A 17,481-nucleotide genomic window follows, 5' to 3' on the forward strand; every position below is an offset into this window, starting at 1 on the left:
ATAATGAGACCATACTATCACAAAAGTCCGAGCGTACTAACTCAAAGAAAAAGACGAATTATCTTGCGCCTGATGTGGTCAAATAGGCGGAATAGAGTGCCCCATTTAAATTTCAAACTTCATAATTTTAAAAGCGATTTCAATTCTTCCAGAAAGGGAATCTGCCTTTCATTCATTTTTTGTGTGGCAACCTGTAATCCGAACCAACCGGCTTTGTCTACTTCCGGAAACGTCTGCCTTTTCCCGGAACGCGGCGGCCATTCAATGTCGAATGAATTACTGACAATTGCCGACGCATCCAGGTCGCCTTCGCATGCCCAGGCTTTCACTTCCTTTCCACTTTTCAATTTTACCGGTTTCAATGCGATAAAATCACCTTCCGGTTTAAATCCGGTTTCCTCTTCAAATTCCCGTTTTGCTGCGTCCAGTGCATCTTCGCCGGACACATAAATCCCTTTCGGTATCGACCAGCTGCCCAAATCCTTCCTGGCAAAAAAAGGTCCGCCCGGATGAACCAGCAACACTTCTAACTCTTCTTTTTTCCGATACATTAAAATTCCCGCGCTCTGACTAGCCATTTTGTTTTTGATTAAAAGCCTCCATGTATACCGAGGTCGATGTAATTATTAAATGTATAAAAATCAAAAACCGACAGATCAGAAATGATTGCCGGTTAAAACTGCACGAAAGTTCGTGCCGTATATGAACGTACTTAGTTTATTTTTCAGCACGCCTGGGAAACTTTTTTAAAGTTTCGTCCATTCGGATGGTCTTGCGGTCGATGAAGGATAAACCATTTTCATCCATCGGAGTTACGACAAGCTTTCTGTCTGCATGAGTCTTGCCTTTTTCATCCTTCGCAATAGAAGAAAACATAATATCGTGTTTTAAGTATATTGAAATGTACAAATCATTTAGCTGATAACAAAAAAGCATCAAAGTTTATCCCTTTTTTGAAATCCATAAATCCGATATCGTCGGCCCTGATCAAACCTTCTATTTTCAGCTCTCTTGGAACCAGGTCTATAATCTTCGCGATTTCCCGTTGATATAACCTTGTTCGTACAGCCGTACTTAACCTACTGATGACGATGCGTAGCTCGAAGTTTCCTGCTCTACCAATACTGTAAAATTTATATGAATAAAGTATTCCGAAAAGCGACATTTCTTTTTGTAGTCAGCGGGATCATCCTGATGAGTTTGATAGTGTGGAATTTTCATAGTCGGCAAAACTAAGGAATTCAGATAAAATCAAAAATCAGCAATTTCGAAGCGCTTTTCCGGCTCGCGATCCCGAAAGTTCTCGGCGCCCATTTGGATTCAGGTGCGGGATACTTATTTTTGAAAAAACCATTAACACCTTCCTTCTCTTAAAACATGAAACCCGATTTCTTTTCAAAATATGAATGGTGGTATCACCTGGCGATGATGCCGGTGTTTTTTGCAGTTGGAAACTATTACTTCATCGGTTCAGGCTATTTTACAGATCCCGACACATTTATAATTGCGTCCCTGCTTGTATCTGTGCTTTACTGGTTCTCCATTGTAACTCTCACGCTTCTCGTTCGCTGGATTATTAATCATTATCCGGGCGTCGATCAAACAACCAAACGTTTGCTTGTGATGCTGTTTTATGTTGGAAGCATTACCATGTTGCTGGCGATTTTCGATGTATGGGCTTACAGCATCACGCCCGGTTTGAAGGTGCAGTTTGCCTGGCATACGGTCTGGCCGATTATGGTACTTGGCGCTTTTTTTGATGTATTTCTATGCGCAATGCTGGGTTTATTTTACTCGCTTGAACAATGGAGAAAGAATGAAGCTGAAAGTGAAAAATTACAACGCATGTCACTTCAAACCCAGCTTGATGCATTGAAAGGTCAGGTTAATCCTCACTTTTTATTTAATAGTCTTAACACGCTTTCCTCCCTCATCAGCGAAGACCAGGATATGGCGGAAACCTTTGTCGAAGATCTTGCCAAGATTTACCGATATATTCTGCAGGCCGGAAAAACCGAACTAATACCTCTGAAATCTGAACTGAATTTTCTACAAACCTATTCGAGACTGCTGCACGTTCGGTACGGAAAAAGTTTACAGATCATCGCGCCTGAATCAGGTCCGGGCGATTTGTTTGTTCCGCCGCTGGCTTTGCAGATATTGGTGGACAATGCGATCAACCACAATGCAATGTCGGCTGGAAAACCGCTCGTGATCGAGATCGAAATTGCATTCAGCCAGCGAATCGCCATTAAAAATAATATGCAAACCAAAATCCGTTCGATCCGGACGACGCGCGCGGGACTGGCAAGCCTCAAAGCCAAATATAAGGAACTCAGCAACCGGGAAGTCCGCGTGGAGCAGAACGAGGAAAACTTCATTGTGAGCCTGCCCCTGTTGTCCGAGCCGGTGCGCGTGTAACCTGTTCGCTACAATTCATACTTCAAAAAAAACAGTTGATACAACATTAGGGACGGCCGTAGATTCCTTTATTCTATTTTTGAATTAACCGATCATCCAAAGCCGCTGAAATGCCGGGTTCATCAACCGAAAAATGAAAAAATGGTTTGAAAATATCTCAGGAGAAATTAGTCCGAAAAGCCGATGGTCTTATGCACTGACCATGCCGGTTTTCCTGACGTTTTTTAGCTACCTGATGATCGGACCTTCGTTTTTCAGTAACTGGAAGACTTTTACAGGTGGCATTCTGCTCAACGGAGCAATCCTGACGACCACCTTTTTCATTCAATCCCGCATCAACGATTCCATCATCCGGCGCTACTCCGGGCTGGACGAAACCGTAAAAAGGATCTTCGTATCGGTTTGCTCGCACGCCATTTTATCCGCGGTTTTCTTACTATTATGCGCCTGGCTTTATGTGCATTTCAAGCTTTTCGGGTCCACACTTACGGCTCGCACGCTTTTCATTATTTATGTGGTAAATCTGGGGGCGATCGTGCTGGTAATGGGTATCCAGGAATCGTTTCACGCGATCGGGAGGTGGAGGCAGCAGGAGGTTAATAAAGAGCGATGGATGAAAGAGCATGTGAATGGACAGCTGGAAAGTCTGAAAGCGCAGGTGAGTCCACATTTTCTGTTCAATACACTCAATTCCCTTTCGACTCTCATTGCTGAAAATCCTCAGAAAGCCGAGCAGTTTGTGGACGAAATGGCGCGGGTGTACCGGTATTTATTACAAACAAATCATTCTTCGTTCGATAACGGTGACTTCGGCCAGCTCACTACCCTTCAAAAAGAACTTTCATTTATCGAATCGTACGGACATTTGCTTAAAACGCGGTATGGCGAAGGAATGAAGCTTTATATACACGTCGAAGAAAATCTCCTGACGCGCCGGATTCCGCCGCTCACGCTGCAATTACTGGTTGAAAATGCCGTAAAGCACAATGTGATCCGGGTCAGTCGGCCTTTGACGATATTCATTCTCAGCACCGAAAATGACCAGCTCATGGTACGGAATAATCTTCAAAAAAAGACATTGACTGCCGGCGCAGAACATCTCGAATCCACGCGCGTAGGCCTGATCAATATCATTACCAAATACAAGCTCCTCAACGAATACCAGCCCACATTGCCTGAGCCGGTTGTTGAGAGCAATCACGAATTTTTCACAGTAACATTACCTTTAATTGCCTGATATCATTATGAATGCCCTGATTGTTGAAGACGAAGATTTATCCGTGCGCAGGTTGAAGAAGTTGCTGGCAGAAACCGTTCCGTCGCTGACCGTCGCGGGCGTAACCGACAGCATTGAGGAAACCGTGGATTGGCTCGAAAAAAATCGTAAAAACAACGCCGATCCGGATCTCATTTTCCTGGACATCGAACTTTCCGACGGGCAGAGTTTTGAGATATTTAATCGGATCCAGGTTACCAGTACGATCATTTTCACGACGTCTTATGACGAATATGCCTTGCAGGCTTTCAAACTGAACAGCATCGATTACCTGCTGAAACCGGTACACCGGGAAGATTTGCAGCGCAGTATGCAGAAATATGAAAACCTCCGTGCGCAACCTGCCGCCGACTCGCTGGAAGGAATCCGAAAATTGCTGGAAGGATTTCGGAAACCCGCCGTGGAATACCGGCAGCGGTTTCTTGTAAAACAAGGTCAAAAAATGCTTTCGGTTGAGGTTGGCGACATTTCCTATTTTTTCACAGACGATCGGTACAGCTTTTTCATTACTGATTCTGGTCAGAAATTACTCGTGGATTATACGCTCGACGAACTGGCGGAAGTACTCGACCCGTCGCGCTTTTTCAGGATCAACCGGGGTATGATGGTTGCTCATAAAGCCGTCGATAAAATTGATCCCTATTTTGGTAACAGACTGGCACTCACGCTCCGCCCAGGTCATAGTAAAGAAGCATTGGTAAGCCGGGAAAAAGTAAGCGATTTCAAGCATTGGATGGGAAAATAAGATCGCGCCCATTTTTTCTTAAAATAGTAGTAAATTAGAGGGTACACATTTTGACCCCATTTAGCTACTCTATGACCAACTTATCCTTACTTTCCGCGTTCCCACGCGCATTAAAGTCATTTCTCTGTTTTTCCCCGGTACTATTTATTGCCGCATTTACCTTCCAGGATAGTCCGCCCAAACCCGACGAAAGCAGGTTTACACCCATCGTTGTAGCCGATAACCTGGATGAGCCGATGGTTTTCGAAGTATTAAAGGACGGCTCCGTTTACATCATTGAAAGAAAAGGAGCTTTAAAAAAATACAATCCGGTAACCAAATCCACCAGCCTGATCGCCAACATCCCGGTGAATACCAAATACACCAGCGCCGAAGGTCTAGCGAGAGAAGCCGAAGAAGGGTTAATGGGTTTTACAATGGACCCGAATTACGATAAAAACCACTGGATTTACCTCTATTACGCCCACCCGACAGAGAAAAAGCACATTCTTTCGCGTTGGGAAATCAAAGACGAGCAACTTGTAGAAAGCAGTAAAAAAGACGTCATAGAAGTGGAAACGCAGCGGGAAGTTTGCTGCCATACCGGCGGGGGAATGACCTGGGATAAAGCCGGAAATCTCTATCTGACGGTTGGCAATAACACCGGAAACCAGCGTGCTGCGCAAACCGACGAACGTCCTGGCAGGGCCAGCTGGGATGATCAGGGACATGCGGGAAATACGAATGATCTGAGAGGAAAAATATTGAAGATCCATCCGGAACCGAACGGCACATATACCATTCCCGAAGGCAATCTATATCCAAAAGGAACGGCGAAAACCCGCCCGGAAATTTATTCAATGGGACATCGGAATCCGTGGCGCATTGCGGTTGACAGCAAAACGGGCTATTTGTACTGGGGAGAAGTAGGCCCGGATGCCAGTGAAGATTCGGAGATCGGGCCGAGAGGATATGACGAATTGAATCAGGCGCGGAAACCGGGTAACTTTGGCTGGCCATGGTTTGTAGGTGATAATCAGGCATTTCCTGTTTTTGATTACGCTACAAATAAGCCACTCGCCAAAAAAGACCCAAACCATCCGGTGAATGAATCGCCCAACAATACGGGTTTGAAAGAGCTTTTCCCGAATGCGCCGAACTTCATTTACTATCCATATGGCATCTCCGAAAAATTCCCGCTGGTAGGTTCCGGTTCAAGAAGTGCGACCGGCGGACCCATTTATCACCGTGCCGACTTCAAGGCGCCTACACGTCCGTGGCCAGCGTATTATGAAAACAAATGGATCGCCGCTGACTTTTCGCGCGGCTGGATCATGGCCATTACGATGGCAGAAAATGGTGACTACCAGTCCATGGAGCGGGTTATGCCAAATTACCATCCCGTGCAGCCTATCGACATCAAATTCGGCCCGTCCGGTGATTTGTATGTGTTGGAATATGGCAGCAACTGGTTCCGGAAAAGCGAAAACTCACGTTTGGTACGCATTGAATATAATGGCGGAAACCGCAAACCGATCGTAGTAGCAGCGATCGACAAAAAAGGAGGCACTGTTCCATTCAAAGCAAAATTGTCGGCTGCGGGCACCAAAGATTTTGACGGAGATGCATTAAAATACAGCTGGAAAATCACCGGCGCCGGATCTGCTCCCAAAACATTCAATACTGAAAGCCCGGAGGTAACCTTCGACAAACCAGGCGTTTATACGGCCAGCCTCACGGTGACCGATGCGAAGGGAGCCAGCAATTCTCAGGCTTTAAAAATCGTAGCCGGAAATGAGCCTCCAAAAGTCGCTGTAAACCTGGACGGAAATAAAACGTTTTTCTTTGCCGGCAAACCCATCCCCTATTCGATTGATGTAACGGATAAAGAAGATGGTAGTCTGGCGGATGGAAAAATCAAAGCCGATCAGGTAGCGGTGAGTATCGACTACACTTCGGAAGGTTTTGATTATGCTGAAGTAATTCAGAGTCAGCGCAGTGTGGATGCTTCCACACAATTTGCAGTTGCCCAGGTGTTAATTGGCAAAAGCGATTGCAAAGTCTGCCACCAGCCAAACACGAAATCGGTCGGCCCTTCATTTGCCGATATTTCAAATAAATACAAAGGCAAACCGGGCGTAACCGAAATGCTCGTAAAAAAAGTACTGGAAGGCGGCTCTGGAGTTTGGGGCGAAGTAGCCATGGCCGCGCACCCGGCATTACCCGTTGCAGATGCGGAAGTGATTGTGAAATACATCCTGAACAGCACCGACAAAACGCTCGCAACGCTGCCGGTTAAAGGTGAATATACACCAACAATCCCTGCAAAGGATAATGGAAAAGGCTCCGTTCTGATCCGGGCCGCATTCACCGATCGCGCCGTGAGTGGAAACAAAGCGATTCCTGCACAGACCTCCGAAGAAATGATCGTGTTGCGCAGCCCCGAGCTGAATGCTGCCGAAGCCAATATCGTAAAAGGTGCCGAATTAAAAGCATTAGGTACCGCGGGACTTGGATTCAGCGTAATGCCGTTCGCGAACAGCTTTCTTGCATTTAACGAAATTGACCTTTCGGGAATCGAAAAACTGGAATTAAACGCAGTCGCCCAAAACCGGGAAGGTGCCGTGGGAGGAACCATCGAAATCCGCCTGGACTCCCCCACCGGGACCTTGGTGGGTGAACAGAAAGTAGAGCTCGCCCCCGAAGTGGATATGCAGAAATTAATGGCTGAACTGGAAAATCAGAATAAAAACCTGAAACCCGGTGAAGCTCCAAAAACACCACCGCGTCGTCCGACCAGAGCGCCGGTATCCATCAGCATCCAGCCGACCAAAGGAAAGCACGATATTTATTTTGTATTTAAAAATGCAGGCGCAACTGCCATTCAACCGTTGCTGACATTCTCAAAAATAAAGTTCATACAATAAAAAATTGCCGCTGAATTAACCGCCCGTTTTGATAACAAAACGGTCTGCAAGATCCGCTTTCATTTCCGGGCCTACATGTTTTTCGTGAGGCAGCGTATAGAATTCCCCGGTGATGGTGACACCAGTAACGGTTTTTTCAATCAGTATTTTGAGAAAACCGTGCTTGGTGTCACAATAGTTTTCAAGCTTTACGTGATTGAAAAGTGCATTGTTTGGTGTAAAACGAGAGTCGGAAGTGTTCGCGACCGGGTGCAGCTCATCATACCCGCCGCCACCAGCCACCACAAATGGTACCACTTTGCCGTCATGGAATTTCTTAGAAAACCGCTGGTAATTATGAACATGGCCGCTGAACACAACATCCGGCCGAATGCCCACCTGCTCGAACACGCCGTCCAGAAACCTGATCATATTCAGGCTTGAACCGTGATTGACATCCGCCGAATATGGCGCGTGGTGCATACAAAGAATAATCGCCTTCCCCGGCCGCTCCGAATCTGCATGGCGCAACTCTTCCATAAACCATTTCCGCTGATCGGGCGTGATGACTCCGAACTTCGGAACATTACAATACAGACCAATGATATTGGCGACCGGCGTAACCAGCGTCCAGAAGACATTCGGCTGAACCAAACTTTTGCGTGCGGCATTTCCGCTAAACGGTACCGTCTGAGGATGCGTATCACAAAAAACCCTCCTGAATGCATCCAGACTGCTATACCGAACGCGGCTGTCGGGGTTAACGTCACTGTCGTGGTTTCCCGGAATCGCGAAAATCGGGCCGGGATACCTTTCATAGGGATCAAAAAACTGCCTTTTGTACTGACTGGCTTCCCCGAAATTGTAAACGACATCGCCCAAATGGTACAAAAACTGCGGCTCAAAACCAGTGTCCTCCGTTTTCTGGTATTGCTTGATCATTTCAGCAACTACCAGCTTCTGGAAATCCGGGTTTCGAATGCTGCCGGTATCACCCAGCATGTGAAAAGCAAGTTTGCTAACATCCGGCACCTGCTGAATCTTCGTCAGATCTAAACGATAGGGATATTCGCCAGTCGGTGCAGGCAAAGGTTGAAATTTATAAGTATCGTCAGGCTGGTTCTTTTTTAAAACCGGCTGCTTATATTTTTGGTTAAAAATCGACATCGTAACGTGAGCAAAATCGGAAACGAACTTGAAGCTTGGAATAGTAGCCCCAAAGTATAGATAGTGAACCATCAAAACCCTTCGAAGGTTTTATCGAATCGTTAAATTTCCGATTTTAGAAAGTGAGAGGATGTCGTGGCGAACGATTTACTTCGGATCTACGGCACGGTAAGCCGCCAATGCAGCCACTTCTCCGGCTTTTCCGGGTTTTAGAATGCCGTGTTCCATCCCCATAAATCCGCGGTAACCTTTGTCATACACATGCTGTAAAACATTTACGAAGTTGATCTCCCCGGTCGTCGGCTCGTTTCTTCCCGGCGAGTCGCCGATCTGCATGTAGCCGATTTCGTCCCAGGCATAATCCAGCGTGGGGATGATGTTACCTTCCTGAATCTGAATGTGATAGAAGTCAAAAAGAATTTTCAGGCTCGGGCTTCCTACCGCTTTCGCCATGGCATACGCTTGCGGGATCGTGTGCAGGAACATGCCCGGGTGGTTGATCTTGTGGTTCATGGTTTCCATCACCATCACAATTCCGTGCGGTTCGTAAATAGCGGCCGCACGTTTCAGAAGTTCGATCGCATTGGCCATCTGAAAATCCCAGGGAAGCTTTGGATCTGCCATTCCCAGTACATTGTGGATAAATTTGGTGTTCATCCTTTTTGCGATTTCTACCGACGCCTTCACCTCTTTTAATACATTGTCACGAATAGCCTGGTCGCGGCTGGCAAAAGTGGGTTCTTTGAAATTCATGGTTCCTACAAACTGCCCGAACTCCATACCCAACTGGCTCACCGTTTTGCTGATACGCTCCTGCTCCTCCACCGGTCTGCGCGCAAGCCAGGTACTTTCCCAGGCACGAAAACCCTGATCATATCCCCATTTGATCTGATCAATAATATCCTTCCCGACAAGTTCTTTAAAAATCCCGAACTCCGGCGAGAACTTCATGTTGAAAGGTTTTTCTTTCAAAAGATTCAATGCATTCGCGGCACTCCGCATCGGATCCAGCGAAACCAATGCAGCTCCGGCCAATAAACTTTGCCTGATAAAAGTATGTCTGTTCATGATCGTTCGGTTCAGTTATTCGCTTCGGCTGTTTTTCAAAAATGCGATCAGGTCAGCCATTTTCTGATGGTCCAGCTGGCTGCTCAATACCGGCATTACCGACATATTCAACACTTTCAACGCTTTGATATCCTGACGGTTAATCATTTTGTCGATTCCAGGGGCAGTCCTCAGTTTAATCGCTGCGGAGGTTTCGCTCATGATCATTCCCTGCACGGGCGAGCCGTCTTTCAGCTCCACTTCCCAGAGGTCAAAACCCGGTGCGATGGACAAGCTCGGATCCAGAATGTTGGCCATCAGATCTTTGGACAACCAGTTATGCACCGTGCCCAGGTCCGGCCCGTAACCCACCCCGATTTCTCCCCGCACCTGGTGACAAAGCGCGCAATTCTGCATATATACCAGCTTGCCTTTACTCACATCGCCGGCAAGGCTCAATGCCTGCTGGTATTCCTTGTTGGTTTTTGCCTTATCACCCCCGGAAAGCAGTTTTCTGGCTTTTTCGCGTAATTTTTCGTCTGAGTGGCTCATGAGTTGAACGCTGCGCGGCCAGCCTACACTTTCTGGTTTTACTTTTCCGGTTTCGACGGCATTCAAAAGCAATGTGACTCTCTCCGGATTTGTCATAAAAGTATTTAAAGCCTCATCACGGATTTCGGGGGTTAATCGCTCCCAGTTTTTCAGTACATAATTCGGTGCGGTTTCGTCCGGCACCTGGCCCAGGATTTTCAAAGCCGCCAGTTGTACCGCCGGCTCTTCCTGCGGAACAATGAGGCCTGCCAGGGTAGCAGCATAAGGCGCAGGATTGCCAAGTGCCAGAAAATTAAGTGCTTCCGCTCTTTTTTCATTTGGAAGATTCCGATTCCCTGCCACTGCAATGGCTTTTTTAAATGTTTTTTCCAGCTGCACCGAATCCTTCACACCAATTACTTTCAGCATTTGTAAAGAAGCTTTTCTGACATCAGCCGAGGGGTTTTCAAATGTGCTTTCGACCAATGCATTCTGCTCATTTTGTAATAATGCAAAATCGATTTTTTTACGTTTTAAACCGTCTGTCAGCCCGGTCAGTATCGGCGATTGCCAGCCCGATTGTTTGCCTGTTTGGGGCGCAATTGCTTTGTTGATTAGCTCCTGAATGGGCTCAGGCTTATCCCCGGCCCCGACTATACCCGTTAATCTTTGGAGCAATCCCGCATAAGCGGGTTTGTCCGATTGGTAGGTTTGCATGACCGTTTTTAACAATGGCGCAGTTTGTGAGGAGTTTGCGGATAATGCTGCGATCTGCACCCAGTCATCATCCAGATCCTTAAAAAGCAGTTTCTGACGGGCAGTACCTGCCTCCGGTGTATTGAAATATCCAAGCGTACAAAGCAGTTGATATCTTACTTTCGGGTCTGTATCATTTTGAAGTACCAAAAGGTTTTTCAGCAAATCGGAACTGTCGCGGTGCAATTCGGCCAACCGGATCGCATTCTCACGGATACCCGGAACCGGATCTGTCAAACTCCTGGAAATCAAATCAGCATTGAGTGATTTCATTCCTTCCAATGTCCAGAGCGCGTGCAGGCGGCCCATCGGAGAAGTGGCATTAGCAGCCATTTTTTCCAGAACCGGAACCACACTTTTGTCGGCGCGGTCCACCAGTAACCGCTGCGCGTTCATCCGCCACCAAATGTTGGCGTTGGTAAGATAATCCACGAGTTCTGCATTTGTCGCGTCACCAAGTTTCAAACCTTTTGTCCATTCCGAACCTTTGGCATCGGTGGGTGTGATCCGGTAAATGCGGCCCATGTTGTAGCCATTATACAAGCCGCCCGCCGCCACCGCTTCGTCCGACATCCATTCGGGATGCTCAATCGTTTGCCGGTAGTAGTCAAGCACATACAATGCACCATCAGGCCCTACATACATATTCACCGGCCGCGACCAGGAATCGGTCGACGCCAGAAATTCCTTATTGGGTTGCAAACGGCTGGCTGTGAACGTCGCGCCTTTTTCTTTAACAATATCCGCATGTACCAAATTACTCACCGATTCAGCCACAAAAGTGACCATCCCATCAAACGGCGGAGGAAATGCGCCGCCCAGATAAGCCGTAAGTCCGCTGCTGGACGTGGTCACGCCAACGGGTGTAAAGAGTTGCCTGTCAGGATTTTTGGTGATCTGAAAAACTTCGGTTGCTTTCTCGTGATCGGAAATAACCTGCGTCGCATCCGAGATCAAAAGGTCGGGATTGCGGGCCAGGTACTGTGCGCCGATCACTTCTTCGTAAATGTGGTTTTGGTTATGGGTAAAAAAATGATGTCCCCACTGGTCAAACGTGTGTCCAAACTGCGACCGCCCCGAACCCATTTCCAGCTGATGCATTTCGGGTCTGAAACGTACATTATGGCTTTCTGCATTCGGAGGTAACTTTGGCCCGTCCGCCTGGCCGGGGAACCGGATTTCCGAACCTTTATCCCCAAATTCCGTCCCGTATTTTCTTGTACCGATTGCGCCTAAATGCGAAAGATAGACCCAGTTATCCAGCCCGTAAACCGGATTATTGACATTTACATGCGGATTTGATAGTGAAAAACCGGTCAGTAATGTATCTCTTACATCGGCTTTTCCATCGCCATCCGTATCTTCCAGATAAAGCACATTTGGCGCGTCAGTGATCATAATGCCCTTTTTCCAGCGCAGGATGCCATTCGGCAGCACCAGATCTTCCGCAAAAACGGTACTCTTGTCCATTTTACCATCCCCATCCGAGTCGGAAAGCAGCTTAATGCGACCGGTACCGCTTTTATCCAGCGGATAACCCGGCATTTCCACGACATATAACCGGCCGTATTCATCAATTTCCATATCCACCGGACTGGCTACATCCGGCTCGCTGGCCAGCAATTCTATCTTAAAACCTTTTTCAAGTTCAAAGGTGCCCAATGCTTTTTCCGGCGGCGTAGAACCCTCTCGCGAGCCTGTGATTGCTTCCTTTTTCTGGCACGACGCCAGTATTCCCATTAAAATCATCAGCTGAAAAAACCAGCTGAAACAGTTACTCAGATTTATTTTTTTCATAAAAAAGGATTCGTTCCGTTCGTTACTCTTTTTCTTCCCACATTCCATCGATCAGCGCCACGGTGCGATCAACGAGCATTTGTCCGCCTTCGGCGCCCACTACATTGCTCTGGCAAACCGCACTGTAACCGCCGCCTGCAATCGCTTTTTCAGTAGGCAGATAGGTGCCTGGCCCGGCGAGCTGCACTACGAAGGTTTGCAGCGCTTTGCTCCGGGCCTGAATGCGTATCCCATAATCCGTAAAAAGCTCAAACTGATTGGTACACACCACAATATCACCGATCCGCACCACGTGGATCTCGCTTTCGTAGGTTGGATCGGGATTTTTTTGTTGCCAGTCATACCGTTTCAAAACATCTCCGAACCAGGTCATTTTTGCATATTGTGCGCCGACGGTACTCGAATCCTTCGCCATAATCGCGGCAGCTTCGTCGCGCACCGCCATCGATTCCTTGTACTCAGCTGCGGTAATGATGCGCATGGGAAGCTTCAATTTTTCCACTTTGTGCACCAGTTTTACATTCGTATGCTTATCATTTTTTACCGCATTGTAAGAAGCCTCCGCCGAATTGATCACGCGCTGCGCAATGTCTTCCAGACGTGTCATTTTGTTCAGTTTGAGCATTCTTTCGTCTGCGGATTTGCGGTACATCGTGTGCGGGGACTGATCACCCGCCGCCGCGATCCAACCCAAAACACAGACATCCGCACCAAACTTTTTCTGCAGACCCTGGCGTACCAGGTGCCAGTAATCGGCATTTACGGTTTCCTGATGTTCCAGTTCCTGCGCCGGACAAGCCACGTCGAGACTCATTGCGATGAGCTTGCCAGCCTTATTCCAAAAGAAAAGCGAGTTGATATCATGGTCCTCATACCCTTCCAGATTCCGGAATTCGGGCGAGTTCGTTTTGCCATACATGATCGTCTTTTTATCCGCATATACCGACCGGCGATTGTAACCGACGGCTGTGCGGTTCAGGCCCCAGGTCATACTTCCGGGTGCGCGGCTGTTCCATGCCTGGACAATGGCGTCTGCTACTTTTTTTGTAAAAAGCGCTTTGTAATCTTTTACTGGCACCACGCCTTTCGGGATCGGGTAAAGAAAAGAAGCTTCGTCGGGCCCGTCTTCCAAAACCGGCGCAGTGTGGGTATGGGTAGCGTTCAGGATGATCTTGTTCACATCCAAACCCTTGATCCGCTTTCCGGCTTCCGCGCGTACCATTGCCAGCAGCTGCGCCGAAATGTAGATCAGATCGCAGGAAACAATGATTGTAGCATCCACAGATTGCGTTCCGTCGCGGGATTCCAATGCGACGATGTTTGCCGTCAGAGGTGTATCGGCGGTTTTTGCAATGCGCAGATTGAACTGCCCCATTAAAGCGACGGGCATTGCAGGCGTAATATCGGCCGTCGCTTTTCCAATGTATAGTTCCGAAGCCTGCACGGTGGGAAACAGCAGTTGGCAAATGACGAAAATGGTCAAGTAGCGGGTTAGGTTCATATTTATAGGTTGAAAAATGAATGCTTTTACTCCTGAATCAGATCACAAAACTTATTTCACCTCCGGCCAGAATGCATTGATCAGCTCGACTGAACGGTCCACAATGGCCTGCCCGCCTTCCGGCCCGACCAGCGAACTGTGTACCACCGCACTGTACGCCCCGCCTTTCACGGCTTTTTCAGTCGGGAGATAGGCGCCCCAGGCCTGGCTTCCAGCCAGCTGGATGATAAAAGTTTGCAATGCCTTACTCCGCGCTTTGATCCTGATCCCGTAATCCGAAAAGAACTCGAATTCATTGGTACAGATCGCCACATCGCCCAGCCGCAGCACATGCATTTCCATTTCATACACCGGTTTGGGATTGGTGCGCTGGCTTTCGTAACGTTTGACGGTAGCGTCGGTCCATTTCATTTTTCTGTAAAGCTGGTCCGCGGCTTTCGGGTCTTTGGCAATGCTCGCTTCCGATTCTTCCACAAATGTTTTGGCATCCTTGTATTCGGCATCCGTCACGACCCGCGCCGGGATCGGCAGTTTCTCAACATGATGTTTTAATATCACTTCGCTGCGGCCATCGTCTTTCACGGCATCGTATGCTTCATTTACTGCATTGATGATCCGGCGGGCGATCTCGTCCATCCGGCTCAACTTGCGGAATTCACGCATGCGGTCGTCGGATGCGTTGCGGTACATCATGTGCGGCGTGTGATCGCCTGCGGCCCCGATCCACGCCATCACACATAATTGATCACCGTATTGTTTCTTCAATTTTTCGCGAACGGGATGCCAGAAATCCGCATTCACAGCAACCCGGCCTTCCACTTCCTGGGAAGGACAAGGCAGGTCTATACTCATGGCGATCAGCTTTTTACGTTTATCCCAAAAAAACAGCATGTTCACGTCATGGTCTTCGTAACCTTCGAAACTGCGGAATTCAGGCAAATTGGTTTTGCTGCTCATTCCGGCGGAACCGTCGGCGTAGGAAATGCGCCGGTTGTTGCCGACCACCGCATAGCTCATGCCCCAGGTTACACTTCCCTGCTGTTTGTTTTTCCACGCTTTTACAATCGCCTCGGCTACTTTTTTGGCAAAAAAACGGCGGTACGTTTCCACCTGCGTCACACCTTCTTTCGGGATCAGGTATTCACCTTCGGCCATCAAAACCGGGGCGGTATGCGTGTGGGTCGCATTCATGATGATCTTGCTCACGTCAATATCCGGCTGCTTTTGGCGGACATCTTCGCGGATGATCCCGATCAGATCCACAGGCACATACAACAAATCACAGGAAACGAAGATCGACAGATCGAGCGGTTTTGCACCGTCTCTCGATTCGAGCACCATTACGTTCGCAGTCAGCGGGGTTTCCGCCACCGGAGCAACCCGGAGGTGGAATTGCCCCGTCACCGCAATGGGCAAGGCTGGCGTTACGTCGACTGTGGCTGTACCAATGTAGAGTTCCGAGGCTGCCGCATTGCCGGCAATCGCCAGCAATGCGATCAGTACAAATCCTAGTTTAGCTAATCTCATACTTATTGAAATCCTGGATTTTGTTTCAAAACAGAGGCACCTTCCCGTACGCTCAGGTCAATTTCTTTCTGCGGGATCGGGTACAGTTCGTGTTTGCCTTTGATAAATTTCGATTGAAGCCTGTTGGAATAAACAAAACCCGGAATCTTAGTCTCGTGGGCCAGATATGCATTCAACACATCCGCCATATAGCCGGTACCATTGTCCCATCGCTGAAGATCAAAAAACCGGTGACCTTCCATCGCAAGCTCGATCTTCCTTTCAAAACGGACCGCCTTCCGGGCGAATTCTTTTCCCTGGGCCGCAAACTGGCCTGCGTATAATCCGATCTTGTAGTTCGCCGCCGGTTTTGTGGTAAATCCTTTGGATGGATTGGCATTGTCGACGTAGGTTTTCACCCAATCGTCCACATTAGCCGCACGTGCCCGGATCATGTTCACATATTTTTCTGCTTCTGTCAGACTTCCGATCTCCACTTCCACTTCGGCAGCCCATAAAAGAATGTCGGCAAAACGGATCATATTGTAATTGTTCGCTGTCGCGAGCGACCATCCGATCGACTCGCTGGTGGAGGCTGCATCGGCAAGGTAGAACATATTCTTCTTAGGCCCATAAGGTCCGCCAATATCCTGATAAAGAATCCAGTAACGCCCAAAAAGCCCGTGGTCCATTAGAGGAATGTCCCTTCTTCCAACCGTCCAGTCCAATCTGGGATCGACTGTTCCGGCATAAGGTGTAAATGGATCGGTTGCGGCCAGACCCTGGTCGTGCTTGATGTCAGAATCATTGAAGGTATCGAGCAGCGGCAGACCGGTTGCAGGATCTGTTTTAAAGGAATTGACCAGACTGAACGAGGGCTGATTGGAACCGGAACCACCTGCTCCCGGCACGAGCGGAATGGAAATTACATCGCCATTATTCCCATTGGCGCCGCTGGAACCATCCTTCACAGAGTTCTGGACCGAAAATACGGATTCCGAATTGTTTTGTTTAACCGGATTGAAGTTGTCCGAGTAATTGACCAATGCATATTTTTTACCCGAGGCCGTTACCCCATTTGCGATCAGATCGGCCAGCAAGGGTTTTGCTTCGGTAAATTTATTCTGGAACATATACACTTTGGCCAGAAAAGCCTTCGCTGCCCAGCTGTTGCCACGGCCTGCGTCGGGCTTGGTAGGCGTAAGGTTCGCTGCCGCAAACTGGAAATCCGCTTCCACTTTGGGCCAGGCAGGTTCTGTGTTGGATACCAGGAAGTTGTTATTTCCAAAACTCACCGTTTCGTCCAGGTAAGGCACATTCCGCCACATTTTAATGGCATTGAAATGATACACCGCACGCAGAAAAACGGCTTCTGCTTTGATTTGCAGTGCTTCATCTGCGCTGATAGATCCTTCCGGAATCTGCGCCAAAACCCGCAGCACATCGTTGGCGCGCTGCACGCCCGCATATATTTCCGCCCATTTGAAACCGAAATTCACATTGCTGGCATCGTGCCGCCAAGCTTCAATAAGTTCATTATTAGGCAGGTTACCCAGTGTTCCGGCATGTGCCTCATCGGACGCAATGTTGCTGTAAAGAAAGTTTGTCCCGGACTTGAAATAAGATGCGCCGGGCGCCCCGCCGTTTTCATCCAGCAAGGAATAAGCTCCTATCAATAAGCGATTTACACCTTCTTTGTTGGCAAGTGTCGTTTCATTTACAGTCCCGATCGCACCTATTTCCAGGAAATCTTTTTTACAGGACGGAATGGCCAAAAGGGAGATCAGGCAACCCGCTGTGAGAAATTTGGACGTGATATTTTTCATCATTATTAATGTTAAAAAAGATG

General features: G+C 48.1%; 13 protein-coding genes. 4 read left to right on the forward strand and 9 right to left on the reverse strand.

What is annotated here, in order from left to right:
• Nucleotides 1–119: 119 nt before the first annotated feature.
• The 3 genes from LZG72_RS13650 to LZG72_RS29460 form a co-directional block, all read right to left on the reverse strand.
• The gene (locus LZG72_RS13650; protein WP_233873018.1) at nucleotides 120–578 is read right to left on the reverse strand and encodes an NUDIX domain-containing protein; all 459 of its coding nucleotides are present in this window, start codon (nucleotides 576–578) and stop codon (nucleotides 120–122) included.
• Between the two features lie 139 nt (nucleotides 579–717).
• The gene (locus LZG72_RS13655) at nucleotides 718–876 is read right to left on the reverse strand and encodes a hypothetical protein (RefSeq protein ID WP_233873021.1); all 159 of its coding nucleotides are present in this window, start codon (nucleotides 874–876) and stop codon (nucleotides 718–720) included.
• Nucleotides 877–910: 34 nt separating this feature from the next.
• Complete coding sequence (locus LZG72_RS29460; protein ID WP_409017702.1) at nucleotides 911–1,165, reverse strand: DUF6934 family protein; 255 nt, start codon at nucleotides 1,163–1,165, stop codon at nucleotides 911–913.
• Nucleotides 1,166–1,377: 212 nt separating this feature from the next.
• Between LZG72_RS29460 and LZG72_RS13660 the strand changes: the two genes are divergently transcribed.
• The 4 genes from LZG72_RS13660 (at nucleotide 1,378) to LZG72_RS13675 (ending at nucleotide 7,348) form a co-directional block, all read left to right on the forward strand.
• A complete protein-coding gene (locus LZG72_RS13660; RefSeq protein WP_233873024.1) occupies nucleotides 1,378–2,421 on the forward strand; it encodes a sensor histidine kinase in 1,044 nt (347 codons plus the stop codon).
• A 133-nt stretch (nucleotides 2,422–2,554) separates the two neighbouring features.
• A complete protein-coding gene (locus LZG72_RS13665; RefSeq protein ID WP_233873027.1) occupies nucleotides 2,555–3,658 on the forward strand; it encodes a sensor histidine kinase in 1,104 nt (367 codons plus the stop codon).
• A gap of 7 nt (nucleotides 3,659–3,665) precedes the next feature.
• Complete coding sequence (locus LZG72_RS13670) at nucleotides 3,666–4,442, forward strand: LytTR family DNA-binding domain-containing protein (protein WP_233873030.1); 777 nt, start codon at nucleotides 3,666–3,668, stop codon at nucleotides 4,440–4,442.
• 71 nt (nucleotides 4,443–4,513) lie between these two features.
• Complete coding sequence (locus tag LZG72_RS13675) at nucleotides 4,514–7,348, forward strand: PQQ-dependent sugar dehydrogenase (protein ID WP_233873033.1); 2,835 nt, start codon at nucleotides 4,514–4,516, stop codon at nucleotides 7,346–7,348.
• A gap of 15 nt (nucleotides 7,349–7,363) precedes the next feature.
• On the opposite strand, the gene LZG72_RS13680 is transcribed toward LZG72_RS13675, so the two are convergent.
• The 6 genes from LZG72_RS13680 to LZG72_RS13705 form a co-directional block, all read right to left on the reverse strand.
• The gene (locus LZG72_RS13680; RefSeq protein WP_233873036.1) at nucleotides 7,364–8,566 is read right to left on the reverse strand and encodes a metallophosphoesterase; all 1,203 of its coding nucleotides are present in this window, start codon (nucleotides 8,564–8,566) and stop codon (nucleotides 7,364–7,366) included.
• Nucleotides 8,567–8,641: 75 nt separating this feature from the next.
• A complete protein-coding gene (locus LZG72_RS13685; RefSeq protein ID WP_233873039.1) occupies nucleotides 8,642–9,562 on the reverse strand; it encodes a hydroxypyruvate isomerase family protein in 921 nt (306 codons plus the stop codon).
• A 15-nt stretch (nucleotides 9,563–9,577) separates the two neighbouring features.
• On the reverse strand, nucleotides 9,578–12,625 hold the full coding sequence (locus LZG72_RS13690) for a PVC-type heme-binding CxxCH protein (RefSeq protein ID WP_233873042.1): 3,048 nt from the start codon (nucleotides 12,623–12,625) through the stop codon (nucleotides 9,578–9,580).
• Between the two features lie 22 nt (nucleotides 12,626–12,647).
• Complete coding sequence (locus LZG72_RS13695; RefSeq protein WP_233873045.1) at nucleotides 12,648–14,126, reverse strand: hypothetical protein; 1,479 nt, start codon at nucleotides 14,124–14,126, stop codon at nucleotides 12,648–12,650.
• A gap of 51 nt (nucleotides 14,127–14,177) precedes the next feature.
• A complete protein-coding gene (locus tag LZG72_RS13700) occupies nucleotides 14,178–15,653 on the reverse strand; it encodes a hypothetical protein (RefSeq protein WP_233873048.1) in 1,476 nt (491 codons plus the stop codon).
• A 2-nt stretch (nucleotides 15,654–15,655) separates the two neighbouring features.
• On the reverse strand, nucleotides 15,656–17,461 hold the full coding sequence (locus tag LZG72_RS13705) for a RagB/SusD family nutrient uptake outer membrane protein (protein ID WP_233873051.1): 1,806 nt from the start codon (nucleotides 17,459–17,461) through the stop codon (nucleotides 15,656–15,658).
• Nucleotides 17,462–17,481 lie beyond the last annotated feature (20 nt).

It is taken from the genome of Dyadobacter sp. CY323, assembly GCF_021390245.1.
GTDB lineage: Bacteria > Bacteroidota > Bacteroidia > Cytophagales > Spirosomataceae > Dyadobacter.